The sequence below is a fragment of the Helicobacter sp. MIT 03-1614 genome (assembly GCF_000762925.2).
Taxonomy (GTDB): domain Bacteria; phylum Campylobacterota; class Campylobacteria; order Campylobacterales; family Helicobacteraceae; genus Helicobacter_C; species Helicobacter_C hepaticus.
Map to the genome: position 1 here is coordinate 1 of NZ_JRMS02000015.1, position 24,728 is coordinate 24,728.

Genomic DNA, 24,728 nt, shown 5'->3' on the forward strand with positions numbered 1-24,728 from the left:
TTGAATATTATCATTAATAGCATTACCCATTTCACCTAATTCATCTTGAGCAACAATCTTAAGAGGTTGTGGTGCATCTTTGCGTTCGTGGTTGAGATATTTGAAAAATTCAAAGAGTGTGTGAGAGATATGCTGGATTCTACGTGCAATGGTTGAGCGAATGTAGATAAATACAATAAGTGAGATGACGATAATAGCAAGCACTCCTACAACAATCATTACGATTTGTAGAGTATTAATTGGTTTTTCAATTGAACTAAAGGGTGCAAGGGAAAGAACAGTCCAATATTGGCCTGTTCCGGGCCAAATTTCAAATGAGGTAATAGCTGTTTTTGAGCTTCTGCCGTGGAGGTTGGTATAAGTATAAATACCATCTTCACGTTTTTTAGCAGCATCAACAATTACTTTTGTAGTTGGGTGAGTATTTACTTCGCGCAAGTCTTTAAGGCGTGTTTCCGCACGTTGGTCGGTAGCACTATTGAGGATAAGGCGTCCATTATCATCAATAACAAAGCGTTGGTCGTGTTCAAATACACTTAATGCGTGGTTTGCTAAATGCTCATCAAGCATTTCTAGGTTAAAGAGATTAGCCATAGCTCCTATTATCTTACCTTTGCGGATAATTGGAACAATTGCAGCTTTAATATAATATTTTTTATCATTGAAAGTAATTTCATATGATAAGGACATACTTACTTGGTCATTGTGCAAAGAGGCGAGAATGTCAGGCATTTGTTTTATAAGCTCAGCAGGTAAAGTTTGTGTATAAGTGCCTCCCGGTCCTGTGTCTTCATCAAGCGTGAGTATGGCAAATTCACCAGTTGGTAACACAGAGGAGCTTTTAATAAAACTTTGCGTGTATTCTTTTGTCATTATGACAAATCCTCCAGCAGAATAGCGATTAGAATCAACTACTTTTTCAATTATAGTTGTAAGCTGTTCCTCATCAAGAGCGACACCTTTATCAAGCAATGCTCCTATGCCTGCTTCTGCAGAGATTGTGCTTGCAAAAATTTCATTGATTGAGCCTGCAATGAGATTTTTATAACGAGCAGCCGTATTAGTTAAGAGTTTATCGCTTTCGTGCGAAAGTGTATTTGATGCAAAATATGAGACAATAAAAATAATAGCTGCCACACAAATTGCGACAATAATAGAGACAACAAAAATAATCTTTGTGCCAATTTTGAAGTGATTAAAAAAACTCATATAACGCTCCCTAAGTATTTTAATTTGGTCAAATAAAACTCTAATTCTAACAAAAAAAAAAAACGCTGATTAATAATCATCAATTTTTCTTATTTTGTTGGTTATTCATCTTTAAACCGCAGTTTGAAGATTTTTTTGTCAAATACAGCAATATGAAAAATAGAATCAAAAATTTTAATATCAAGCAGATAGCCTTCTACTTTAACTTCGCATTTTTTTGTATCACTTTGGATAGATTCAGCTTTAAAAATGACTTCGTGTCCTAATTCAATGGGTGCGAGAAATTTCACATCAGCAGCAATAAGCACACTATATTTTTTATTAATAGCTGCCATTGCTGCAAAACTTGCAGAGTTAAAAACAAATCCTGCGTGAATCATTTTGCTCTCGTCCATTATCATACGTTCAGTTGGAGTAAAACGAACAACTGCTTTATTGCGGTAAAGCTCAAGAAGTTCTCCGCTCATATTTGAGGGCATACTCGTGCAGACTTCTAAATCATCTTTTTCAAGAGGAGTGAAGGCATTGCCATTATCTTCATTAAATTTTTCTTCTTCCATACATTTGCTCCTTTATCGTTTTTTGAGTTTAAAATATCCTCTTAATGGGGCTTGATACCCTTCTATAGTGCGAGTTTGTGTTTCATTTAAAAATGCACTTAAACTTTGAGAATCTACCCAAGCACTTTGGCGTTGCTCTTGTGTGGTGGTGGGTGTAAGATTAATGACTTCAAAATCATAGAGATTTGCTCTTTCACACCAACCTTTTAAAGTAGGGATACTCGGGATAAAATAGACATTTGACATTTTAGCATAACTTCGTGCAGGACAAAGACAAATTTCTTCATTGCTCTCATAGATAAGTGTATCCAAAATAAGCTCTCCACCTTTGTTGAGTGATTGAGAGAGGATTTTAAGCGTATTGATTGGGTCAAATCGGTGATAAAGCACTCCAAGACAAAAAATCACATCAAAACTTTGATTGTGTGCTTGAGAATATGCTAACAAATCTTCTACACCAAGCAACTCAAATTCAATAGGAGCATTGATAAAGTGATTAATAAAATCAAATTGACATTTAAAAATGCCGCTTGGGTCAAAGCCTATGATTTTTTTATATAATTTTTTCCCCTGCAGGAGCATTTCAAACATATAATAGCCATTATTACAGCCGACATCTGCTATGTATTTACCCTCAAGGTTGCAATGTGGAGCGAGAAGCTGCCATTTCATAAAGCTTTGCCATTCACTATCAATATGTATATCAAATAAAAAAAAAGGTCCTTTTCTCCACGGCTTAAGCTGTGTAGCAAGTGTATAAATTGCTTTATGATACTTTTGAGCTAAAGTTTTATCTTGAGCGACAATATGAATGCCATTATCGCTATAAAAATGTGAGGGAATAGTTGGAAGAGATGCAATGCACTCTAAAAGCGGAGCAATATTTTTAGCAGAGGTGATATGCTTTGCTTTTTTGGCGGCGTATTCTTTAAAATCATTAGAGTTCAGGCTTTCTTGCATATCTTTCTTCCATAATATCTGAGAATAAATTGGGCTCAAGAATCTGTTTGTGATTAGTATTTAAAGTATGCACAAGTGTGCTATCATCAATACCTAAGATAAGTGCAAAATTGAAATTATTATGGTGAATATATGTATATAATTCCTCTTGAGTTTTGTATGCAAATGTTTGAGCGATTTGATTAAAAAGTTCTAAATATATATCAGGCACAAGAAAAAGAAGTTTCCCCCAAGTGGCATTATTAGCAATATATGCCATATATTTTTTAAATTGTTCAATATCTTCTTCGGCAATAGCAACCTTAGCAGCTTGTCCATAATCAATTACTTTACCAAAGGCGTTGAGAAAATTAGGCTTAAAGAAAGGAATATGTTTAAAATGATTAAGTGAATATTCTATGCCTTTATTTTCACAGAGATTAACCACTGCACCCAAATCATTTAAAAAAAGTTTAGGAAGATTAATACGATAATGCGTGCTTTGATAGAAAATAGTGCTATCAAAGAGTGTGTGGGAGATGATTAGAAATGGACGCTCTTTTGGTTTATGAGCCTGTATCACTTCAAAGCTAATCTCTAAAATATGCTCATTGTGTGTGAATATAAAACTGATTTGTTCATTATTGAGGAGTTCAATAAAAGCATACAAATCATTGTGAAAAAATTTTGCACGTTCATCAATAATAATTTCTTGGGCTATTGCTTCTTCAATGGGATTTAGAGAAATAGTAGTAATATTTTTGGCTAAGAGCTTATAGCGAATAAGGCGTGTGAGGCAGTCTTGTAAATCTTCTACCATAATCCACGCTAATTCTTCATCATTGATATTATGTATATTTGCACAAATTATGCCATATGCTCCCATCGCAACAGCTTGTGGCACTTGAGCAATGTCTTTAGCGATAAATAAATCACCTTTTTGCACACGTTCTACATCACAAATAATACGTGAAAACTCCGCAATGGAAGGTGTAGTAAGAAGCTTTCCTTTAGTGATTTCTACAACTTCATTTACTCTCACATTTTTTCCTTAAGAAATTTAACTTATCGGACTTCCATTGATTCGTGGATTATCTACACCAAGCAAAGACAAGCCGTTTTTATCTTTACTAGCAAGTATCATTCCCTCGCTGATTTCTCCCATAAGTTTGGCTGGTTTGAGGTTGATTATCAAGCATATTTGTTTATTTATAAGAGATTGAGGGGTATAGTATTGAGCGATACCTGAAAGAATCTGACGTGGCTTAGACTCACCAATATCTACCATTAATTTTAGGAGTTTTTCACTTTTTTCTATGGGAGTGCATTCTATGATTGTTCCTACGCGTATATCAATTTTGCTAAAATCTTTAATATCAATAAGTCCTGTTTTTTCAGGTGTATGTTTGTTTTGAGAATCTTCCTTGGTATTGGTAGGAGATTCTGCAAGTAAAGGAGATTCTATACGAGGGAAAAGTGGAGGAATTTTATTGAGTTTAAAAGAGGCAAGAAGCTGTCCTTGTTTAATAAGTTTTTCATAATTTTGTGCATTAATATCAAAATTAAGCGCGTTGGCGATTTTACACGCACTTTGAGGCATAATCGGATAGAGTAAAAGGCTACTTTGGGCTAAAATATTAGCAATCAAGCCGAGCAAAGCCATTGCCTTATCTGTTTGATGAAACTTGATGAGGTTCCAAGGTTCATATTTGGTAATGACACTATTGCCCAGTCCAAAAGCTTTCCACAGCTCTTCAACATAGCGGTGTGGCTGCATAGAGAGCATTTTTTCTTGTGCTTGGGCAATGATATTTTTAAGCTCATTGAGTTCAGGAGCAAAAAACATTTCCACCTGCACAGAATCGACTTGGAGCGCAAAATATTTCTCACTCATACCAATAAGGCGATTAAGCAAATTGCCTACATCATTACCTAGTTCAGCGTTAATGCGCTCAATAAAGGCTTTTTGGCTAAAGTCTCCATCTTGTCCAAATGGCATTTCTCTAAGCAAAAAATATCGCAAAGATTCTATACCATAGGCATTTGCAACTTCTTTTGGATTAATCACATTGCCAATGCTTTTGCTCATTTTTGTTCCATCTTTTGTCCACCAGCCGTGCGCATAAATGTGCTGTGGCAAAGGTAGCTCAAGGCTCATTAAAAATGCTAACCAATACACTGCGTGGAATCGCAAAATATCCTTACCAACAAAGTGTATTGCATTCTCCCAATAAGGCATTTTTGCACTATCTGAAAGATAACCCAGAGGGCTTAAGTAGCTTAAAAGTGCATCAAGCCACACATACATCACGTGTTTTTTGTCATCTTTACGCGCGGGATTATGCGGGAGTGGCACACCCCATTCAAAGCTTGTGCGCGTAATGGAGAGGTTATTAAGTCCTTCATTTACAAATTTGATAATTTCATTTTGGCGAAATTGTGGTAAAATGAAATCAGGGTGAGATTTATACCAATCCAAAAGTTTATTTTGATATTTACTTAGGGCAAAAAAATAACTTTCTTCTTGCACAATCTGTGTAGGCTTGCCACAATCAGGACAAGCGTTATTTTCATTAAGTTGCTTTTGAGTAAAGAAAGTCTCACACGAAATACAATAATGTCCCTCATAGCTCCCCTTGTAAATATCACCTTTAGCATACATTATTTCAAAGGCTTTTTGCACACTTAGACAATGCATATTATCTGTGGTGCGCACAAAAATATCATAATCTATATTAAATTCATTCCACAACTCTTTGAATCTTATACTAATTTTATCAGCATAAGATTGAGGGTCTAGGCTATGCTTTTGTGCGGATTGTTCAATTTTTTGTCCGTGTTCATCTGTGCCTGTGAGAAACTTTACATCGTTGCCTTGTAATTGATAAAATTTTTTAAGCATATCACATAAAATGGTTGTATAAGCGTGCCCAATATGAGGAATATCATTCACATAATAAATAGGGGAGGTTATGAGGATTTTTTGACTCATTTTCTATCCTTTGTATACATTAATTAAAATCAAAATCGCCGTGTTGCCCTTTTGACATACTCTCATAGACTGCTTTGACATACTCTTGTCGCACTTGACAACCTATAAGCTGTTCACATTTTAAACAAGATATATAACCTTTGTTTTGTTGGCATTGCTGCAAGAGAGTAGTTTTGTCATTGAGATTTTGTGTGTATTCATCTGTTATAGGCTCACTCATAAACTTCCTTTACAAGGTTCATTTCACTTTGGCTACCAAAAAAACAAGGTGTGCTATCGTGTAAGTGAGCAACTTCAAGCTCTAAAATTCTATGACTGCCATTTGTAGCAAATCCTCCAGCTTTTTCATACACAAATGCAAAGGGAAATACTTCAAAAAGTTTGCGAAGTTTGCCATTAGGAGCATCACTCGTGGCAGGATAACTAAAAAGCCCCCCACCTTTAATAAGAATCTGATGCAAATCTGGCACCATACCTCCAGAATAGCGCAAACGATACCCCTGTGCAAAAAGGGATTCTATCATTGCTTTGTGTTTGTTTTCCCAATGCTTTTGTGTGCCACCGGGCGCATTAATTTTACCTTTTGTATTAAGAGCTAATGCACCAAGATTGCGCCACATATTGCCATTATAGCGATAATGCAGAGCTTGCTCTTGAGCTACTACCATTTCAAGACGCGGTCCATAAATAATATATCCACTAGCAATAAGATGTTTTGCACTTAACTCTTCGTTATAGATGCCAAAAATTGTGCCAATACTTAGGTTACTATCAATGAGCGAAGAGCCATCAAGAGGGTCATAAGCGATAATATAGGGTGCATTTTTATTTTCTGAATACATTATTTCTTCTTGCTCTTCACTACAAATAGCCTTTACACAAGGTAGATTAAGTAATTTTTCGCTTAAGAATTTATCAACCCTTACATCAATTTCAAGCTGCATATCGCCACTTGCATTAATGCTTTGCAGATAGCTTGTGGAAGTGTCTTTTAAAAGACTATCAATATGTAGGGCAGATTCTCTTAAAGAATCAATAATGATGCTTATCATAGATTCTCCTCGTGTATAAAATAGAGGCGATTATAACATTTTAGGATTAAGATTTGATGATTTTTGTAAGCTCTTGGTAAAAATGTGAAGTGTTTATCATTTGATTGATACTTGCGTGATGAGCTGGTTTAGATAATGAGGCATTATAATCACTTACTTCAATGCTATTCCACGCGTGTCCAATAAGAGCAATGATATTATCGCGGCGCAAGTATTGTATTTTATGAGAAATATAAATATTTTCCCATAATCTAATGCCACTAGGGCGTGTGTGAGGTGTATTATAACCCACAGGGTCCAGCGTAAGTAAGTAATGTAAGTGTATATTATCAGCAATCTTTGTTTGAAGAACTTTATTGAGATTACTTGCACCCCAAGAATGTGCAATGATAAAAAGCGGTAATCCCATATTTGTAAGTATGGGTAGCCATAAAGTAAAAAGTTTTTGGCATTTAAAACTTATATAGAGTTTAAGACAAAAAGGTTCATTAAATGCCACAAATTCCCTATATACAGCTCGCATAATTGTATCACAAAATCCACCCACAAAAATGATAATTGCTTTGGGCGCATTTGTTTGAGAAGATTCTATGTGTGCGATGATTTCTTTTCCTTCTTGTATAGAAATATTAAACCCATAGGGTATAAAAGGACTTTTGGGCTTAGGTAAATGATGTAGAGGATAAATGAGCGTAGGCGTAAATGGAGTGAGTAATGGACGTAATGAATAAAATAAGGGCATACAATCTCCTTAATAATCAGTGCAAGACTTACAGCGATATTATGCTAAAATATATGTAGGATTTTATCATAAGGATAAGTAATGAACAAAGATATATTAGTAGCCCCAAGTATGCTTTCTGCAGACTTTGCAAAATTAGGGCAAGAGGTGGAAGATATATGTAAAGCAGGGTGTGATTTTGTGCATATTGATGTAATGGACGGACATTTTGTGCCAAATCTCACAATGGGTCCTATGATTGTGCAAAGCATAGCCAAGAGTTCAAGCAAACCTTTAGATATTCATCTTATGGTAAAAAATGTTCCCTTTTTTGTGGATTTATTTTTGCCTTTAAAACCTGCATTTATGAGTGTGCATATTGAGGAAGTGCAGCATTTGCATCGCCTCATTTGGTATATTAAAGAATCCGGCGTAAAAGCAGGTGTAGTGCTTAATCCTCACACTAACGAGCAAAGCTTAGAGTATATTTTGCCTGATATTGATTTGATATTGCTTATGAGTGTAAATCCGGGTTTTGGAGGGCAGAGTTTTATCCCCCATAGTGTCAAAAAATTACAGAATCTTAAAAAAATGCGTGATAGACTCAATCCTTCTTGTTTGCTTGAGATTGACGGAGGAGTGAGTGATAAAAATATTGACATACTCAAAAATGCAGGAATTGATATAGTTGTAGCTGGGAGTTTTATTTTTGGCTCAACTGATTATGCTCAAGCTATTAGCGCACTTAGATAAAATCTATGACATATCAGCAGCTTTTTGAAAAAATCCGTCAAAAGCCTATGAGCGAGGCACAATTTTATACTTATGTAAAAAATATCGGCGGACTTTATGCAGATATAGCATCTGAACTTGAACTACTTAAGGGTTCCGGTGCTCCTTTGTATGTGCAAAAACACAATGGAGAATCATATTTTAGTCTAAGCACACAACACCAAGAATGGCAAAAAGGCAATTTAGTTTTTGTAGATATTGAAACTAATGGGGCTAAACCTCAACAATGTCAAATTATCGAGATTGGCGCGCTTAAAGTAAAAGGTGGGGAGATTATAGATAAATTTGAAAGCTATGTTTATGCCGATGAGGTGCCAGAGAATATTACGCAGCTTACAGGTATTTGCCAAGCAGATATTGCTTATGCACCTTCAATTAAAGAAGTTTTAGGAGAATTTAGGGCATTTTTAGGCACAGATGTATTTGTGGCTCATAATGTAAATTTTGATTATGGCTTTGTAGATTATCACTTACGTCAGTGTAGTTTGTTTGGGCTACTTAATCCTAAGCTTTGCACGATTGAGCTTGCCAAAAAAACGATTCTTTCTCCTCGTTATGCTCTTGGGTTTTTAAATGAATTTTTAGGCATACGCACAGCAGTTACTCATCGCGCTTATGCTGATGCACTCACAAGTTTTAGAGTTTTTGAAATTGCTTCAATGATGTTTCCGCCTTTTGTTAAAAGTATGCAAGATTTGATTGATTTTTCAAAAGGGCGACTAAAGTTAGATTATACTACACCTTTTATATACCAAAATAAGCACTAAATCCCCTGTCCCAGCCACTTAAATCTTTATAGAATGTTATATTTTTTGCACGAGATTGTAAAAGTATGTGTTCAAGTGCATCTTTTTGGTCATAGCCTATTTCGCATAGTAGCCATACTTTACGAGTAGCACATTCGTTAATGAGTGATTTTAATATCCCCAACCCATCTTTTCCGCCAAAAAGTGCAATTTTGGGCTCATAGTGCAGCGGTGCACTTATAGGATAATCATCTTTAATATAAGGAGGATTTGAGATGATAAGTTGTGGGTTTATATGCGCGGGAAGCAGGGAGCAGCATTGTAGTGTAATATTTGCATTTGGTGCATAAGTGGCAATATTAAGTTTGCTCACCTCAAGGGCTTGCTCACTTATATCTGTGGCAAAGAAGTAACATTGTGGGTGCATAATGGCAAGTGTAGTAGTGATAATGCCTGAACCTACCCCTACCTCTGCTATAAAATTTACTTTTTCCCCTTTAATTATCTCATTTGCTTTATCAATGAGTATTTCGGTTTCCGGACGCGGAATTAATACGCGCTCATCAACATAAAAACTTCTCTCATAAAAACTTGCTTGGCGTGTAATATATTCAATAGGCTTGCCCTTTGCACGTTCATTTATAAGTGTATAGAATCTTTGCGCAAGAGTAGATTCTATATTTTGCGCACTATGAGTGTGAAGATAGGTGCGTGGGACACCTAGTAGAAATGAAAGGAGGATTTCGGATTCGTATCTAGGCTTAAGTTCAAAGGTAACATCAGATTGAGAAAGACGGGAAATAGAATCTTCTAAAAGCTCGTCAATACTACATATCATAATCTAATGCTTTAAGTCGTTGCAGTAGTGGTGGGTGAGTATAGTAGAAGAAAATATAAGCAGGGTGAGAGCTTGGAAAGCTTTTATTTTCATTCACAAGACATACTAGAGCATCAGCAAGGCAATGTTTGCTTGAAAGATTCGCTCCAAATTCATCAGCTGCGTATTCTGCCTCACGACTAAAATAACCAATTAAAGGCATAAACCAAAAAGCAATCATAGGTGAAATAAGGAGCATTACGATAAGTATCCCTGCACCATTATGTGCCAAACTCAGTGCGTCAAAGAGTTGTGGAGGTAAATGTCCTACAATAAAAAAGAGCACAAAAAGCACACACGCCATAATTGCAATGTTTTTAAGTATGTCTTTGTGTTTGAAATGCCCGAGTTCGTGTCCTAAAATCGCAATTAAGCCATCAGCACTAATTTTATCAAGCAAAGTGTCAAAAAGCACCACTCTTTTATTTTTGCCAAGTCCGCCAAAATAAGCATTAAGTCGTCCATCGCGCCGAGAAGCGTCAATAACAAAAATACCATTACTTTTAAAACCTATGGTGTTGAGTAATGATTCTATGCGAGCTTTGAGGTTTTCATCATCAAGGGGAGTGAATTTATTAAAAAGTGGAGCAATGAGTGTAGGATAAACAAAATTAGCTAGAATAACTACACTAAGCAGAACGATAAAGCCCACAATCCACCATAATACAACTTTTTCAATGATAAAAATGAGCAAAAATACAATCAAACCACCAACAATTAAACTCAAAAGAAAATGTTTATATAAATCAATAATAAAAAGTTTTGGTGTTTGTTTAGAGAATCCAAATTTCTTATCAAGCCCAAAAGTTTTATAAATAGATAAGGGTAATTCAATGATACTGCTTATAAGCATAAAACTAAGCACTAAAGCCACACTTTGCCATATAGGATTCAAAGAATGTGGCATAAATATATCAAGTTGTTTTTGAAGTAAGCTAAAGCCAAAACTTACCCATAGAATAAAAGTAATAATTTCAAGGACACGATTTATTATATCAAGACGCAATGAAGCAATAGCATACTCTCCTGCTTGGTGGTAATCCTCAGATTCTAACAAAATGGCAGGTTTTTGTAATTCAGCTTTAATATGACGTATTTGTAAAATAGCTAAAATAATACTTGGCAAGGCATAAGCACAGATAAACAAGCCAACAAAAATAATGAGAGTATGTAACAATTTATGCTCCTTGTAATTTACAAAAATTATCAAAAACATATTATGGAATATAAAATACAAAAAAAAGTAAATTAACAAGCTTTTAACTACTCATTTATTATGATTACATCAAAATTTATGAAGGATTAGCTAATGGCAGTAAAATATATTTTTGTAACAGGAGGTGTCTTAAGTTCCCTTGGTAAGGGTATTACTTCTTCTTCCATCGCAACTTTACTTCAACAGAGCGGATATAGTGTATCAATTTTAAAAATTGACCCTTATATTAATGTTGATCCGGGCACGATGAGTCCATTAGAACACGGAGAAGTTTTTGTAACCTGTGATGGAGCAGAAACAGATTTGGATATAGGGCATTATGAGCGGTTTTTGAATAAAGATTTCCATAAAAAAAATAATTTTACCACAGGACAAATTTATATGTCGGTGATTGAAAATGAGCGCAAGGGTAAATATTTGGGCAAAACCATTCAGATTGTGCCGCATATTGTTGATGAAATTAAATCTCGTATCAAGTTTGCAGGAGAGGGAAGTGATTTTCTTGTTGTAGAACTTGGTGGAACAGTTGGTGATATAGAGGGTATGCCTTATCTTGAAGCTATGCGACAGATGAAGCACGAGCTAGGAGGCAAACAAGTTATTTCTATTCATATTACGCTTATTCCTCTTATGCGTGCAGCAGGAGAGCTAAAGACAAAGCCTACCCAACATTCCGTTCAAGAACTTAGACGCATTGGTATTTCTCCACAAATTCTTGTAGCACGATGTGAGAAAAATCTTGACAAAGAGTTAAAGCGCAAACTTGCTTTGAGTTGTGATGTTGATAATGATAGTGTGATAGTGGCTCAAGATACGCAGAGTATTTATAAATGTCCTCTTAATTTCTTAGAAGAAGGCATACTTACTCCTATTGCAAGGCATTTGGAGTTGGGCGAATTAAAACCCAAAATGGATAATTGGGATATGCTTGTAAAAAAAATCATTGCACCCAAATCAAACATAACCATTGGTTTTGTCGGCAAATATTTAAGCCTCAAAGAATCTTACAAGTCTTTAATAGAATCTCTTATACACGCAGGAGCAAACACCGACACACGTGTAAATATCAAATGGATTGATAGTGAGATTTTAGTAGATAATCTTGCGCTTTTATATGATGTAGATTCTCTTCTTATACCCGGAGGATTTGGCGAGCGGGGCATTGAAGGTAAATTAGAGGCAATAAAATATGCGCGTATCCAGCAGATTCCATTACTTGGTATTTGTTTAGGTATGCAGCTCTCACTCATTGAATTTGCGCGCAATGTATTAGGAATGAGCGAAGCAAACTCTATTGAATTTGATCCACAAACAAAAGAGCCTGTGATATATTTAATTGAAAATTTTATCGATTCGCAAGGTGGGGTGCAATTACGCACGCATACTTCACCTATGGGTGGAACAATGCGTTTGGGTGAGTATGAATGCCATATCAAAAAAGGCACAAAGCTTTATGAGGCTTATGGCAAACAGACACTTATTAAAGAGCGTCATCGTCATAGATACGAGGCAAATCCTCACTATCGCGCACTTTTTGAAAAAAATGGTATGATTGTAAGTGGAGAGAGCAATGGACTTATAGAATCTATTGAGCTTGCAAATCACCCGTGGTTCGTTGGAGTGCAGTTTCACCCTGAATTTACTTCGCGATTGCAAAACCCTAATCCTGTCATTTTGGCTTTTGTGAAAGAAACTTTAGCACATAAAAAGACATAAATAAATTGGTATAAAAATGCGTCAGATTGATAAAGATACCCTTTTACAGATGCTCTTAGAGCGTGATTTAGAGCAAGGTATAGCAACTTTACGTGATTTGCCCAAGCCTGATTCACTTACACACGCACTTACAGGCGCACAAAAAGTGGTAGAATGTATGAATAAAGGGCAAGAGATTCTTGTGGTAGGGGATTATGATGCTGATGGAATATGTGCAAGTGCGCTAATGTGCCGATTTTTTGAGCGTTTAGGTTATGAAAAATTTAGGCTTGTTATTCCTCATCGTTTTATTGATGGCTATGGAGTGAGTGCTGCACTTTTGGAAAAATACGCAAATAATGCTTCTATTGTGGTAAGTGTAGATAATGGTATAAACGCATTTTGTGCAGGAGATTGGTGCAAAGAGCACAATATTGTATTTATCATTACAGACCATCATACACCCGCAAATACATTGCCTCAAGCTGATGTGATTATTGACCCTTATATGGCTGATTGCAGCTTTATACAAAAATCAATTTGTGGAGCAGTGGTGGCGTGGTATTTTTGCGCTGCGATAAAACAGATTCTTGGCGCCTCAATAGATATGGGCGAATTTTTAGAATATCTTGCTTTGGCAAGTATTGCAGATATTATGCCGCTTGTGGGGATTAATCGCATACTTGTAAAAAAGGGCATAGAGCGACTTCGCAACTCTTCAAGCCCTCTTGCTTTGTTGATACGCTCTAAGCTTAAAGCTATCAATGCAGAGAATCTTGCATTTTCCATTGTGCCATTGCTTAATTGTGCTGGGCGTATGGCAAATGCAAATTTAGCTTTGGATTTTTTGCTTGCTCCAAGTGTTGTAGATGCACTTAGAATCTATGATAAACTCTTTGAACTCAATGTTCAGCGCAAAAGTGTGCAGAGTGAGATTCTATCTCTTGCACAAATGCCAAATATAGAATCTGAACATATTATTGTGAGTTATGGAGAGGATTGGCACGAAGGCGTTCTTGGTATTGTTGCTTCTTCACTTGCTCAAGAAAAAGGTAAGAGCGCATTTGTATTGAGTTATAGCAATGGCATACTTAAGGGGAGTGGGCGCAGTTTTGGAGGGCTTAATCTTATTGCAAGTATCACGCCTTTAAGTAAGCATCTTTTGCGTTTTGGTGGGCATAGTGGCGCAGTGGGGATAAGTTTAGAGTTAGAACAATTAGAGGGATTCATAAATGCTTTAGAATCTGCTCTCATATTTGATGATATAAAAGAAAATGCAATACTTGGTGTGATTGAGAGTGCGAGTATTAATGAGGAGATTCTGGCGATTTGTGAGCGCTTTGAACCTTTTGGCGAGGGAAATCCAAAGCCTATATTTTTGTGTGAGAATCTTCAAATCCAATCTCTTAAGCCTCTTGGCAGAGATAAAAAGCATTTGAGCTACATATTGAACGATAAAAGCAATGGCGTGTTGCTTGAAGCCATAGAGTTTTTTGTGCCACAAATGCGTGAAATAGGACAAAGCGGTAATGTGCAATTTGAACTTATGCGCGATGATTATAACAATAAAGTCAAAATGAAAATTTTGCAATTTGATGTTTCGTAAGGATTCTAAACAATTATTCTCTAAACTGCCATTCTTTTTGTATTTGATGAATATGTGTTAAATCAAGCCCAACAAGCATCATTTCTTCTTTATCACCTAAGCTTTCTTCAATATGCCCATTTGCGTTGATAAAAAGACTATCTCCATAGAATCTCCAAGGCGTTTGCTCATAATAAAGCTCCCCAACGCGATTAATGCGCAAGATTGCCATAGAGTTAAGGAAAGCACGCATTTGACAGAGATTGCGCCATCGCATCTTGGAATTAAAAGTATTACTACAAGGCAAGAATACCACATCTACCTGCGCTTTTTTAAGCTTGAGCCATATTTCATCAAAATGTATTTCAAAGCCTGCGACAATACCTATTTTAAAGCCATCTTTTTCAAAAATAAGCGGTGTTTGCGGGGATTTTGAGACTTTATTATTAAAAAAGGCTTTTTCGTTCCAATGTGGATAAGCAATGAGTTTTTGCTGATGATAAAATTGTGCTTTGTCATTTTGAATAAGAGCGATAGATTTATAAAGTTTATTTTGTTCTCTCATAAGTAGTGGAGCGATAATATCAAGTTTGTATTTTTTAGAGAGTTTATGGAGCACAGAAAGCGTATCGGCAGAGAGAGTATGCGCCATTTCTTTAGGGTTTGTGGTGTCAAATTCTTTAAAAAAAGGATTAAGGACATATTCTCCAAGAGCTACAAGCTTGACTTTTTTCGCTTTGCAAGTTTGAAAATATTTTTCAAGCTTTGTGTCAGAGGACATAAGTGATGGAAGCTGTAAAAGCGCGACATTCATAAAAATATCCTTAGTAAGTAGGGAATCTTAATAGAGTTAAATCTTAAATGAGATTGTAGCATATTAAGCTAAGATTTATTATAATGGCAAAATTTGAGCTTTAATTGATGAGATTTACAATAATGAATTTTTGGCTATGAAATTTAACACTTTGCCATAACATAGTAGAACTTAAGCGGAAAATTGTATTATTAAGGAGAAAATATGATAGAGCGATATGCACGCGAGGAAATGAAAAAACTATGGGATTTAAATGCTAAATATTCTGCGTGGCTAGAGGTGGAAAAGGCATTAGTGCGCGGGTGGAATAAGCTAGGGCTTATCCCTGATGATGATTGTGACAAAATATGCAAGAATGCAAAGTTTGATATTGCGCGCATTGATGAAATAGAGGCAGTTACAAAGCACGATTTAATTGCTTTTACTACAAGTGTGGCTGAAAGCTTAGGTGAGGAATCGCGCTGGGTGCATTATGGGATTACTTCAAGTGATTGTATTGATACGGCTGTGGCGCTGCAAATGCGAGATTCTCTAAAGATTATTTTAGAGGATATTAAGCAGGTGCGTGAAGTGATTAAAAAAAGGGCAATGGAACACAAAGGCACACTTATGGTAGGACGCTCTCACGGAATCCACGGCGAACCCATTACTTTTGGGCTTGTTTTGGCAATTTGGTATGATGAGCTAGGAAGGCATTTAAAGGCTTTAGAATCTACTTTAGAAGTCATCTCTGTGGGGCAGTTAAGCGGAGCAATGGGAAATCTCGCACATACACCTATTGAGCTAGAAGAAATTGTATGTAAAGATTTGGGGTTAAAACCTGCTCCTGTAAGCAATCAAGTCATTCAGCGTGATAGATATGCACGATTAATGAGTGATTTAGCACTTCTAGCTAGTAGTTGTGAGAAAATTGCAGTAGAGATTCGGCATTTGCAACGCACGGAAGTGTATGAAGCAGAGGAATATTTTGAAAAAGGGCAAAAGGGCAGCAGCGCAATGCCTCACAAGCGCAATCCAGTGCTAAGTGAGAATATCACCGGACTTTGTAGAATGATTCGCTCTTTTGCTCTGCCAGCAATGGAGAATGTCGCCCTTTGGCACGAGCGAGACATTAGCCACTCAAGCGTAGAGCGTTTTATCCTGCCTGATAGTTTAATCACTACTGATTTTATGCTTGTGCGACTTAAGGGATTGCTTGATAAGCTTGTGGTGTATCCTAAAAATATGATGAAAAATCTTAATTTAACCGGTGGGCTTGTGTTTTCACAAAGAATCTTATTGGAGTTGCCTAAAAAGGGCGTTAGTCGTGAAGATGCGTATAAAATCGTGCAACGCAATGCAATGAAAGTATGGCAGGATTTGCAAGAGGGCAAAGCGGCGGTGAATGAAAAGGGAGAGAGCTTATATTTGCAGTATTTATTAGCAGATTCTGAATTAGTGGGGCTTATTGGTGAGGCAGCTATCAAGGAATGCTTTGCTTATGAGTATTATACAAAAAATATTGATGCAATTTTTAAGAGAGTGTTTGATGAGTAATAGGCTCATCATCTTGGCTTATTACTTGTGTTTTGCACAGCACATCGTGCAGACATCTACCATCACGGCGCAATATTCCGATGAGGATTCCAAATAAAAAGCTTGTGCCAATTACCCATAATACATAACGCGCAAATGCCCTCAAAAAGCCTACTTTGCAATAAGCAATGTTTTGCGTGGATTTATTTGAGTTAGATTCGCTTCGCACAAGTTGAAGGTGCATATATCGGAAACCGGGTGTTTGACTAGAGAGTGCTAAAAAAAGTGAAGTAATAAATCCATAGCCTATGCCACAGGCAAAAATAACACTTTGATTGTGCGTAAAAGCCTCTTTGCCATCTAAAAAAACATAAGTGGTAAGATACAAAAGAGGCATATTAATCATAAACATATCAGTGATAAATGCTTTTAACCGCTCACTCGCGTGCATTAGTTGTAATTGCTTTTTGAGTGAGAAGTTATATATATTTATCCATTGAGATTTCTTTACGCTATGTGCTAAGTGGGTTGTCTTTTGTGCGGATTTTATTTTCCGCCAACGTTTAGGTGTTCCCATAGCATTTAATTACCGCGACTACCTGGTTTAATTGCTTTTTGCTCTCCTGCATCACACAGAGGGCAGGAATGCGGCTCATACATATTAAATACAAAATCTTCAAGTGCAAAAAGCGGGATATGCTCTGGCAATCGTGCCTCTTTTTTGCGCGGGAGATTTGAGCCTACGCGCTTACAGAATCCCCGATTTGCTAATCCTGCGTAAGCGACTATTTTTGCACCTTCAAACTCTACGCATTGAGCAGATTCTAAAGCTGAACCACCAGTAGTAATAATATCTTCGCATACAAGCACTTTTTCATCTTTTGCTACTTTAAAGCCCCTTCTTAGCTGCATTTGCCCCTCAACTCGTTCTGTGAAAATAAATCTCACACCTAGAGCTCTTGCGAGTTCATACCCTGCGAGGATTCCACCAAGAGCAGGAGAGCATACGCATTCAACTTTAATATGAGAATCTTTAATTTGTGCCGCTAAGGCATTGGCTAATTGCTGTGCAATGGCTGGATTTTCTAATACGCGCGCTGATTGGAGATAGTGGTCAGAGTGATTTCCGCTACTTAAGAGGAAGTGTCCTTTAAGCAAAGCATTCGCATTTAAATAGAGTTGTTTAACATCAAGCATAGAATCTCCTTTAATCAAAATTTATATGAGTATTTAAGATAATTTACACTCATACCGCGTTCTTTTTCATAATCAAGTAAATCATAGCCTACAAAAAGCTCGTGATGTTTGCCGTAGATAAAAATTGGTCCAAAAGCAAAAGTAGGATAAAACCATTTAGTGTGCTTAGTGCTAAGAGTGGGAAGAGCTGCACTATCTGTGCGTGAGAAGCTATAAGCTCCAAATGAACCAAGTCGCATACGAAATCCTATGTAGCGTGTGGCATAGATTCTATATTCAGCAGAAAATCCTCCGCGATAAATTTGCATTTTATTAGGCTTATTAGCATCAAATTCAAAATCTCCAAATGCACCATAATTCGTGCGGTCAAAAAATCCAAATATGCGCAATGAATGATGTTTGCCAAATATAAAATCATATCCTGTTTCTATTCCTAGCATACTACTTGAGCCAAGTGAAGGTGTGAAAACTACGCCCACATTAACAAGTGCATATAAGCCCTCACGTGGGTCTTTTGGTTTGGGAATCTTTACTCCTGCAACCTCATAGAGTAAATCTTGACGCGTTTTAGCAACTTCTTGTAGAGCTTCATTTGGCTGGACATCATTTGAGAAATATTTTATAGGTGTTTTTTGCATTCCATACATAAGAATGCTACATAATGTGAGGCATTTTACTATAACACCATATTTCATTTGTATATGACCCTTTCAGTGTTTTTTAAATTGTGCTATTCTAATATAATTTTGTTATACTTGCAAAATTAGTTAAAAAAACAAAAGCGAATTTTGTGCCATTTAAGGTTTAATTATTTTTTATGAATATATAAGGAGAAATAAATGAATTACAAAAAAATAATATTGATTTTGGTTTTATCTACGGCAGTTATTTATGGAGCAGAGCTAGAGGGTTATTATATGACTCATAAAGGTGAGAAAGGACAGCAAAGTATTGTGGAGTTTTTTAAAAAAGGTAATAAATACTATGCCTATGGTTTTGCTAATGTAGATGGTTCGCTACCCAAAAAAGATGTCAATAATGAGAATCCAGCTCTTAGAAATCGTCTTGATAAGGGGAGTGTATTTGTCTATAATCTCGTAAGAGAGGGTAAGAGTGATGTATTTAAAAATGGCAAGGTATATAATTTTGATTCAGGAAAGGAGTATTATGCCAAAGTAACGCTTAAGGGCAATACACTTGAGTTGCGCGGGAGTATTGATAAATCTGGTTTTATGGGTGAGACAAAGGTTTGGAAAAAGCTAAGCGATGAAGAAGTTAAGCCTTATCTATCCCAAAAGCCAGATTTTTCTGTTGTAGAAAAAAGTCTTAAAGATATAAAACCATAAGATGCCGGTATCTCTCTCATCTGTTCAACCACTTGTTCCACAAACACTTGAGCAAACTATCGTTTCGCTTAATGACGCTCAAAAGCAAGCAGTTGAACATATTGATGGGGCAATGCTTATCCTTGCAGGAGCAGGGAGTGGTAAGACTAAAACAATTACAACACGTTTAGCTTATCTGATTGATGAGGTTGGGATTCCCCCAAGTGCCACACTTACACTTACCTTCACTAATAAAGCTGCGCAGGAGATGAGAGAGAGAGCCTTAACACTTTTGCATAATAGATATGAATCTCCACCGCTTTTATGCACTTTTCATCGTTTTGGACTACTTTTTTTACGCTTTCATATTACTGCACTTGGGAGAAATGCAAATTTTGTAGTGCTTGATACTGATGATAAACGCGCTATTTTAAAATCTTTGTGCAAGATTCGTCCTATTTCACAGCTTGATTATTATATTTCAGATATGAAAAATGCCTTTCTTTCGCCCGAACAAGCACAAACTTATGCCTATAGTGAAGAATATAAGCTAATGAATAGAATCTATGGGGAATATGAAAATTATTTATTGAATAAAAATTTACTTGATTTTGATGATTTGCTTTATCTTACGTATGCAATTTTGCTTAAAAATGACAATATAGCAAAGCAAATGAGCGAAAAATATCACTACATTATGGTTGATGAATACCAAGATACTAATGAGATTCAATATAAAATCCTTAAACGTTTATGTCTTGCTCATACTAATCTTTGTGTTGTAGGTGATGATGACCAGAGTATTTATGGGTGGCGTGGAGCAAATGTGAAGAATATCTTAGGATTTCCTAAGGAATTTGATGAAGTAAAGGTTGTTAAGTTAGAGGAAAATTATCGCTCAAGTGAGCAGATTCTTAATGCTGCAAATGCACTTATTTCTCACAATAGTAAGCGTTTGGGTAAAAATTTAAAGAGTATCAAAGGTGCTGGAGCAAATGTAAGAGTAATAGAAAGTGAAAATGAAAGCACAGAAGCGGAATTTCTTGCTAAAGATATTTTAACGCTCCTTTCTCAAGGTATAAATCCGAGCGAAATTGCAGTTTTGTTTCGTGTAAATGCACTCTCTCGGAGTGTTGAAGAAGGCTTTAATCGTGCTAAGATTCCCTATAAAATTATTGGAGCAGTGCGCTTTTATGAACGAGCAGAGATTAAAGATTTACTTTGCTATTTGCGATTAATTGTTAATCCTAATGATGATTATTCATTTTTACGCATTATTAATCGCCCTAGACGAGGGATTGGTAAGATTACACAACTTAAATTAGAAGAACTCGCGCGAACATTCAATACCTCTTGTTTTTCAAGTATTACCCAATATGCCCAGCAGAGCAAAGAAGCCATTGGAGAAAAGGCATATAATGCACTTTTGGAGCTTACTCAAAATATTGAACGTTGGCGTAAATATACAGATTTAGCAGATGTGATTGAAGATATGCAAGAGCATATTGTATTTACATTCAGTAGGCTTGATGAGGTAGATAGAAAGGGAAATATTGAGGAATTTTATGGTATGTTTCGTGATTATGCTATTGCTAATCCAAGCAATCAAGTTGAAGATTTTTTAAATGATATTGCTTTGGCAAGTCCTACTGATGAATTGACAGGAGAATATGTGAGTTGTATGAGCATACATATGGCTAAGGGATTAGAGTTTAAATATGTATATGTGATTGGTTTTGAAGAGGGTATTTTTCCTCTTTGGAATGATGAAGATGAAATACAAGAAGAGAGACGATTAGGCTATGTGGCAATCACAAGAGCGAAAGATTTTCTTACATTATGTTCGGCAAAAAGCAGATTGCGTAGGGGTAAAAGAGAATGGCTTGAACAATCGCGTTTTTTAAGAGAAAGTGGATTATTGGGCGTATATAATGCACCAAGTCTTTATAAAACTCAATCTATACAAGAAGAAGCAGAAGTGGTATTTAGCAAAGGTATGAAAGTGCAACATAAACTCTTTGGTATAGGTGTAGTAGAATCTATAAAGGGTAAGGGAAGTCAGTGTCAGCTTAGGATTAATTTTTCCGGATTAGAGCGCGTGATTCTAGCTTCATTTGTGCAAAAGGTATGCGAATGAAACAATTTTTTCTTTTTTTTGCCATTTTTGCGAATATAAATCTAATCGCAGATGATATTTCTATCCCTCCATCTAAACTCTCATTGCAAAAGAGCTATCAAGTGAGCAAAAATAATATTTATTCAACAGATATATTTCCTCAAATAGATAAGCGTTTTAAGATTGCTACTCTACCTCCTGATAAATTCACTCTTAAACTTAAAAGTGTAGATATAAAGCTTATTTTTGCGCGCTATGGATATGAGATTAGCTCTTTTGAGAGTGAATTTGTAGAATTTAATTTTGTAAGTGATATGCGCGAAGATAAGGCATTGGATTTTATACAAAAAATGTATATTCAACATTATGGTAAAAGTCTCGAGATAAAAAAGCTACTCGTGCGTCCAATAGGCGTATTGCCACAACAATATGAATTACTTGAGTATGAATTAGCACCTCCTGCATTAAAAAAAAACAACGGCACTTTTATGATGAAGTATCGCACCGGAGAGCATTCACATATCAAAAAAATCACTTTTGCTTATATGCTTGAAGGAACGCTTGAAGTGCTTAAAAGCACGCAAAATATTAATGTTAATGATACTTTAACACCACAAAATACGCGCGCAGAGCGTATCACTTTTGAGCGAGTAGGTGCAGAATACATTAGCACACAAGAGATTTATAATAGTGGAGCGAAGAGCTATATTCGCGTAGATACAGCTATTACAAAAGATAAAATCAAGCCAAGAATCATCGTAAAAAAAGGAGACAAGATTCGTGTCTTTAGTCGTGAAGGTGGTATTACAACGGAAATAGTCCTTGTGGCAAGACAAAATGCCGTGCACAATGAAATTATTAATGCCCAAAATCCAAATAGCGGGAAAATCATACGCGTAAAAATTACCGATGAAGGCAAGGGTGAAATTTTGTAAGTGGTAAGCGTATTGATGATGTGGTATGATGATTAAAAAATTTAGGAGAGTATATGAGAGGAATCAAGAAGCTTGTAGTTGCTATAGGAGGAGCGAGCGGGGTGCATTTAGGTTTAAAGTTTATTGAATGTGTCCCAGATTCTATTGAATTGTTTGTGGTGGTGAGTGAAGGTGCAAAAGATGTTGCAAAGCACGAGCTTGATTATAATTTTAAAGAGCAGCTTTTTGCACTCAAACATAAAAGAGAGTTTTGTATTTATAATGAAAATGAAATGGATAGCCCGATAGCTTCGGGTAGCTTTGGTATTGATGCTATGGCGATTGTGCCAACAAGTATGAATCTTCTTGCTAAAATAGCTAATGGATTATGTGATGAGCTTATTTCACGATGTGCATCAGTGATGCTTAAAGAGAGACGAAAATTACTTTTGGCACCTCGTGAAATGCCTTTAAGTCCTATTGCACTAGAGCAAATGAGTAAGCTTTCTTTGCTTGGCGTGATAATTGCCCCTCCAAGTGTAGGGTATTATGCTAAGCCGAATGATTTAGAATCTATGGAGAGGTTTTTTATAGGAAAGTGGTTTGATGCACTTTGTATAGAAAATATGCTTTATCAACGTTGGAAATATGATATAAAGGGGATTTAATGAGAACATTAGCCATTTATCCGGGCACTTTTGACCCTGTAACAAATGGGCATTTGGATATTATCAAACGTTCTATGGAGATTTTTGATAATGTAATTGTTGCTGTGGCTCAATCAAGCTCTAAACGACCAATGTTTTCGCTTCAAGAACGCATTGATATTTTAAAGCTTAGCACACAAAATTTAGCAAATGTCCAAGTTGAAGGTTTTTGCACTCTTCTTGCAGATTTTGCAAAGCAAAAGGGTGCAAGAATGATTATACGAGGATTGCGGGCTGTAAGTGATTTTGAATATGAATTGCAAATAGGCTACGCGAACGCTTCGCTCAATCCAGAGCTTGAGACAATTTATTTTATGCCAACTTTAGAGAATGCATTTATTAGCTCATCAGTAGTGCGTTCAATCATTGAACATAATGGAGCATTTTCTCACCTTGTGCCAAAAAATGCTGCTGATTTTATTTATTCACTTTATACCAAACATAAAAGAGGTATGTAATGTATGTAGCAATTGAAGGCGTAGATACTTGTGGTAAAAGCACACAGATTCAATTACTCAAAGCGTATTATCCACAAGCTGTTTTTACCAAAGAGCCCGGTGGCAGTATTATTGGTGAGCATATACGAGATCTTGTGCTTTTTGCGCCTAAAAAATATGGTTTTACACTTGATGAACGGGCAGAGTTAATGTTATTTCTTGCTGATAGAGCACAGCATTATGCTCAAGTCCTTCTTCCGCACAAAGATAAACTTATTATTTCCGATAGAAGTGTTATATCGGGTATAGCGTATGCAAAGAGTATTGATATAGCACAAAGTATAGCCCTTAATGATTTTGTTTTGCGTGGTATGTTACCCGATTTAGTAGTCATTTTGGAGCTTGATGAGAAAAGCCTGAAAGAAAGGATTGAGAGCAAAAGCCACGATAATATTGAAAGTAGAGGCATTTCATATATGCTTGAGATTCAAAAATGCTTTAAAAATGTCGTTACCCAAATGAATCTTAAATATATAGTGCTTGATGCTACACAGGATAAAGAAAGGATTTGTGCCCAAATTAGAGAGCATATCAATATTTTAGTGTAACTTATGAAATGTCTTGTATGTGAGAAATGGAGCTTTAAAATTATTTGTGAAGAATGCCTTGCGCGTATTCCTCTCGTGCCTCGTTATAGAATCTTGCAAAGCGGCATAAAAGCATATAGTTTTTATCGTTATGAAGATGTAGCGTTTCTTATGCAGAGCAAATATCATCTTATTGGCTCTCGGATTCTACCACTTCTTACTAAGAGGGCGGCAGCATATTTTTTCACGAATTTTAGCTTTCATCATCTCACAAATCAATCTTTGCCTATTGCCCTTGTTGGTTTAGATGATTATCCCTATGGTGCATATTCGCACGTAGGTGTGATTATAAAAGTATTTTCTCAAGAGAGCAAAGGTATTTTCAAAGCTTATTTTGGTGCGCTCAAAGCTCAAAATAAGGTTAAATATGCAGGCAAAAACCTTCATTTTCGCCAGAACAATCCTAAGGGATTTGTGTATAAAGATTCTTTTGTTCAAAATATTGATATACAATCGCGCGGATTTGTATTGCTTGATGATATTGTTACTACTGGAACAAGCTTGAATGAAGCTATAAGTGCATTTAGGGATACTCGAATATTGTTTTGTTTGACACTGTGTGATGCAAAAGAATAAAAAACAATTAAATTTTTTTCATCATAGCCGATTTGTATTACAGCCAAAGGCAAGGACGCCTAAGGAAAATTTTAAAAAGGAGTTACCATGGCTTTT

25 protein-coding genes and 1 pseudogene are annotated in these 24,728 nt (G+C 36.1%); 12 read left to right on the forward strand and 14 right to left on the reverse strand.

Features of this window, described 5'->3' with window-relative positions:
- The 8 genes and pseudogenes from LS66_RS09190 to LS66_RS09225 form a co-directional block, all read right to left on the reverse strand.
- Positions 1-1,209: pseudogene (locus tag LS66_RS09190) on the reverse strand (methyl-accepting chemotaxis protein); the annotation flags it as partial.
- Between the two features lie 101 nt (positions 1,210-1,310).
- Complete coding sequence (locus tag LS66_RS09195) at positions 1,311-1,769, reverse strand: thioesterase (RefSeq protein ID WP_034366932.1); 459 nt, start codon at positions 1,767-1,769, stop codon at positions 1,311-1,313.
- A gap of 12 nt (positions 1,770-1,781) precedes the next feature.
- The gene (gene cmoB / locus LS66_RS09200) at positions 1,782-2,729 is read right to left on the reverse strand and encodes a tRNA 5-methoxyuridine(34)/uridine 5-oxyacetic acid(34) synthase CmoB (protein WP_034366934.1); all 948 of its coding nucleotides are present in this window, start codon (positions 2,727-2,729) and stop codon (positions 1,782-1,784) included.
- Positions 2,707-3,750 (reverse strand): hypothetical protein, encoded by a 1,044-nt coding sequence (locus LS66_RS09205; protein ID WP_034366937.1) that lies wholly within the window; start codon positions 3,748-3,750, stop codon positions 2,707-2,709. The genes cmoB and LS66_RS09205 overlap by 23 nt, the downstream gene beginning before the upstream one ends.
- A gap of 18 nt (positions 3,751-3,768) precedes the next feature.
- Complete coding sequence (gene metG, locus LS66_RS09210; protein WP_034366939.1) at positions 3,769-5,700, reverse strand: methionine--tRNA ligase; 1,932 nt, start codon at positions 5,698-5,700, stop codon at positions 3,769-3,771.
- A 19-nt stretch (positions 5,701-5,719) separates the two neighbouring features.
- A complete protein-coding gene (locus LS66_RS09215; protein WP_011116183.1) occupies positions 5,720-5,920 on the reverse strand; it encodes a hypothetical protein in 201 nt (66 codons plus the stop codon).
- Complete coding sequence (locus tag LS66_RS09220) at positions 5,913-6,749, reverse strand: class 1 fructose-bisphosphatase (RefSeq protein ID WP_201273683.1); 837 nt, start codon at positions 6,747-6,749, stop codon at positions 5,913-5,915. The genes LS66_RS09215 and LS66_RS09220 overlap by 8 nt, the downstream gene beginning before the upstream one ends.
- 49 nt (positions 6,750-6,798) lie before the next feature.
- Positions 6,799-7,494, reverse strand: coding sequence for a hypothetical protein (locus LS66_RS09225; protein WP_034366943.1), 696 nt, complete (start codon positions 7,492-7,494; stop codon positions 6,799-6,801).
- 81 nt (positions 7,495-7,575) lie between these two features.
- On the opposite strand from LS66_RS09225, the gene rpe reads away from it, so the two are divergent.
- Positions 7,576-8,226 carry a ribulose-phosphate 3-epimerase gene (rpe, locus tag LS66_RS09230; RefSeq protein WP_081947955.1) on the forward strand — a complete coding sequence of 217 codons (651 nt, stop codon included), beginning with the start codon at positions 7,576-7,578 and terminating at the stop codon, positions 8,224-8,226.
- A gap of 5 nt (positions 8,227-8,231) precedes the next feature.
- On the forward strand, positions 8,232-9,032 hold the full coding sequence (locus LS66_RS09235) for a 3'-5' exonuclease (protein WP_034366945.1): 801 nt from the start codon (positions 8,232-8,234) through the stop codon (positions 9,030-9,032).
- Here LS66_RS09235 and prmC read toward each other — a convergent pair.
- Positions 9,010-9,849 (reverse strand): peptide chain release factor N(5)-glutamine methyltransferase, encoded by an 840-nt coding sequence (prmC, locus tag LS66_RS09240; RefSeq protein ID WP_011116188.1) that lies wholly within the window; start codon positions 9,847-9,849, stop codon positions 9,010-9,012. The genes LS66_RS09235 and prmC overlap by 23 nt on opposite strands.
- Positions 9,839-11,065 carry a M48 family metallopeptidase gene (locus LS66_RS09245; RefSeq protein WP_011116189.1) on the reverse strand — a complete coding sequence of 409 codons (1,227 nt, stop codon included), beginning with the start codon at positions 11,063-11,065 and terminating at the stop codon, positions 9,839-9,841. The genes prmC and LS66_RS09245 overlap by 11 nt, the downstream gene beginning before the upstream one ends.
- A gap of 132 nt (positions 11,066-11,197) precedes the next feature.
- Here LS66_RS09245 and pyrG point away from each other — a divergent pair, with 132 nt between their 5' ends.
- Both pyrG and recJ read left to right on the forward strand, forming a co-directional pair.
- Entirely contained in the window at positions 11,198-12,820 is a 1,623-nt protein-coding gene (gene pyrG, locus LS66_RS09250) for a glutamine hydrolyzing CTP synthase (RefSeq protein ID WP_011116190.1), read from the forward strand.
- A 16-nt stretch (positions 12,821-12,836) separates the two neighbouring features.
- Positions 12,837-14,405 carry a single-stranded-DNA-specific exonuclease RecJ gene (gene recJ, locus LS66_RS09255; protein WP_034366950.1) on the forward strand — a complete coding sequence of 523 codons (1,569 nt, stop codon included), beginning with the start codon at positions 12,837-12,839 and terminating at the stop codon, positions 14,403-14,405.
- Between the two features lie 13 nt (positions 14,406-14,418).
- Here recJ and LS66_RS09260 read toward each other — a convergent pair whose 3' ends face one another.
- Positions 14,419-15,198, reverse strand: coding sequence for a carbon-nitrogen hydrolase family protein (locus LS66_RS09260; RefSeq protein WP_034366952.1), 780 nt, complete (start codon positions 15,196-15,198; stop codon positions 14,419-14,421).
- A gap of 204 nt (positions 15,199-15,402) precedes the next feature.
- On the opposite strand from LS66_RS09260, the gene purB reads away from it, so the two are divergent.
- Positions 15,403-16,734: an adenylosuccinate lyase gene (gene purB / locus LS66_RS09265; RefSeq protein WP_034366955.1), complete on the forward strand. Its 1,332-nt coding sequence runs from the start codon at positions 15,403-15,405 to the stop codon at positions 16,732-16,734.
- Here the strand turns inward: purB and LS66_RS09270 are convergent.
- From LS66_RS09270 to LS66_RS09280, 3 genes are read right to left on the reverse strand one after another with little or no spacing between them, the layout of a single operon-like run.
- Complete coding sequence (locus LS66_RS09270; protein WP_034366957.1) at positions 16,712-17,290, reverse strand: RDD family protein; 579 nt, start codon at positions 17,288-17,290, stop codon at positions 16,712-16,714. The genes purB and LS66_RS09270 overlap by 23 nt on opposite strands.
- Positions 17,291-17,295: 5 nt before the next feature.
- On the reverse strand, positions 17,296-17,910 hold the full coding sequence (gene pyrE, locus LS66_RS09275) for an orotate phosphoribosyltransferase (RefSeq protein ID WP_011116195.1): 615 nt from the start codon (positions 17,908-17,910) through the stop codon (positions 17,296-17,298).
- A gap of 14 nt (positions 17,911-17,924) precedes the next feature.
- On the reverse strand, positions 17,925-18,605 hold the full coding sequence (locus LS66_RS09280; protein ID WP_034366960.1) for a hypothetical protein: 681 nt from the start codon (positions 18,603-18,605) through the stop codon (positions 17,925-17,927).
- Between the two features lie 144 nt (positions 18,606-18,749).
- Between LS66_RS09280 and LS66_RS09285 the strand changes: the two genes are divergently transcribed.
- Genes LS66_RS09285 through LS66_RS09315 form a run of 7 tightly spaced genes read left to right on the forward strand, consistent with a single transcriptional unit; the run spans position 18,750 to position 24,632 of the window.
- Complete coding sequence (locus LS66_RS09285; protein WP_052057393.1) at positions 18,750-19,256, forward strand: DUF2147 domain-containing protein; 507 nt, start codon at positions 18,750-18,752, stop codon at positions 19,254-19,256.
- Between the two features lies 1 nt (position 19,257).
- Entirely contained in the window at positions 19,258-21,372 is a 2,115-nt protein-coding gene (locus LS66_RS09290) for an ATP-dependent helicase (RefSeq protein ID WP_052057395.1), read from the forward strand.
- On the forward strand, positions 21,369-22,286 hold the full coding sequence (gene flgA / locus LS66_RS09295) for a flagellar basal body P-ring formation chaperone FlgA (RefSeq protein ID WP_034366963.1): 918 nt from the start codon (positions 21,369-21,371) through the stop codon (positions 22,284-22,286). The genes LS66_RS09290 and flgA overlap by 4 nt, the downstream gene beginning before the upstream one ends.
- A gap of 53 nt (positions 22,287-22,339) precedes the next feature.
- Complete coding sequence (locus LS66_RS09300; RefSeq protein ID WP_034366966.1) at positions 22,340-22,933, forward strand: UbiX family flavin prenyltransferase; 594 nt, start codon at positions 22,340-22,342, stop codon at positions 22,931-22,933.
- Positions 22,933-23,430, forward strand: coding sequence for a pantetheine-phosphate adenylyltransferase (gene coaD / locus LS66_RS09305; RefSeq protein ID WP_034366968.1), 498 nt, complete (start codon positions 22,933-22,935; stop codon positions 23,428-23,430). The genes LS66_RS09300 and coaD overlap by 1 nt, the downstream gene beginning before the upstream one ends.
- The gene (gene tmk / locus LS66_RS09310; RefSeq protein WP_011116202.1) at positions 23,430-24,017 is read left to right on the forward strand and encodes a dTMP kinase; all 588 of its coding nucleotides are present in this window, start codon (positions 23,430-23,432) and stop codon (positions 24,015-24,017) included. Before coaD ends, tmk begins: the two co-directional genes overlap by 1 nt.
- 3 nt (positions 24,018-24,020) lie before the next feature.
- A complete protein-coding gene (locus tag LS66_RS09315; RefSeq protein ID WP_034366972.1) occupies positions 24,021-24,632 on the forward strand; it encodes a phosphoribosyltransferase in 612 nt (203 codons plus the stop codon).
- Positions 24,633-24,728: the final 96 nt, after the last annotated feature.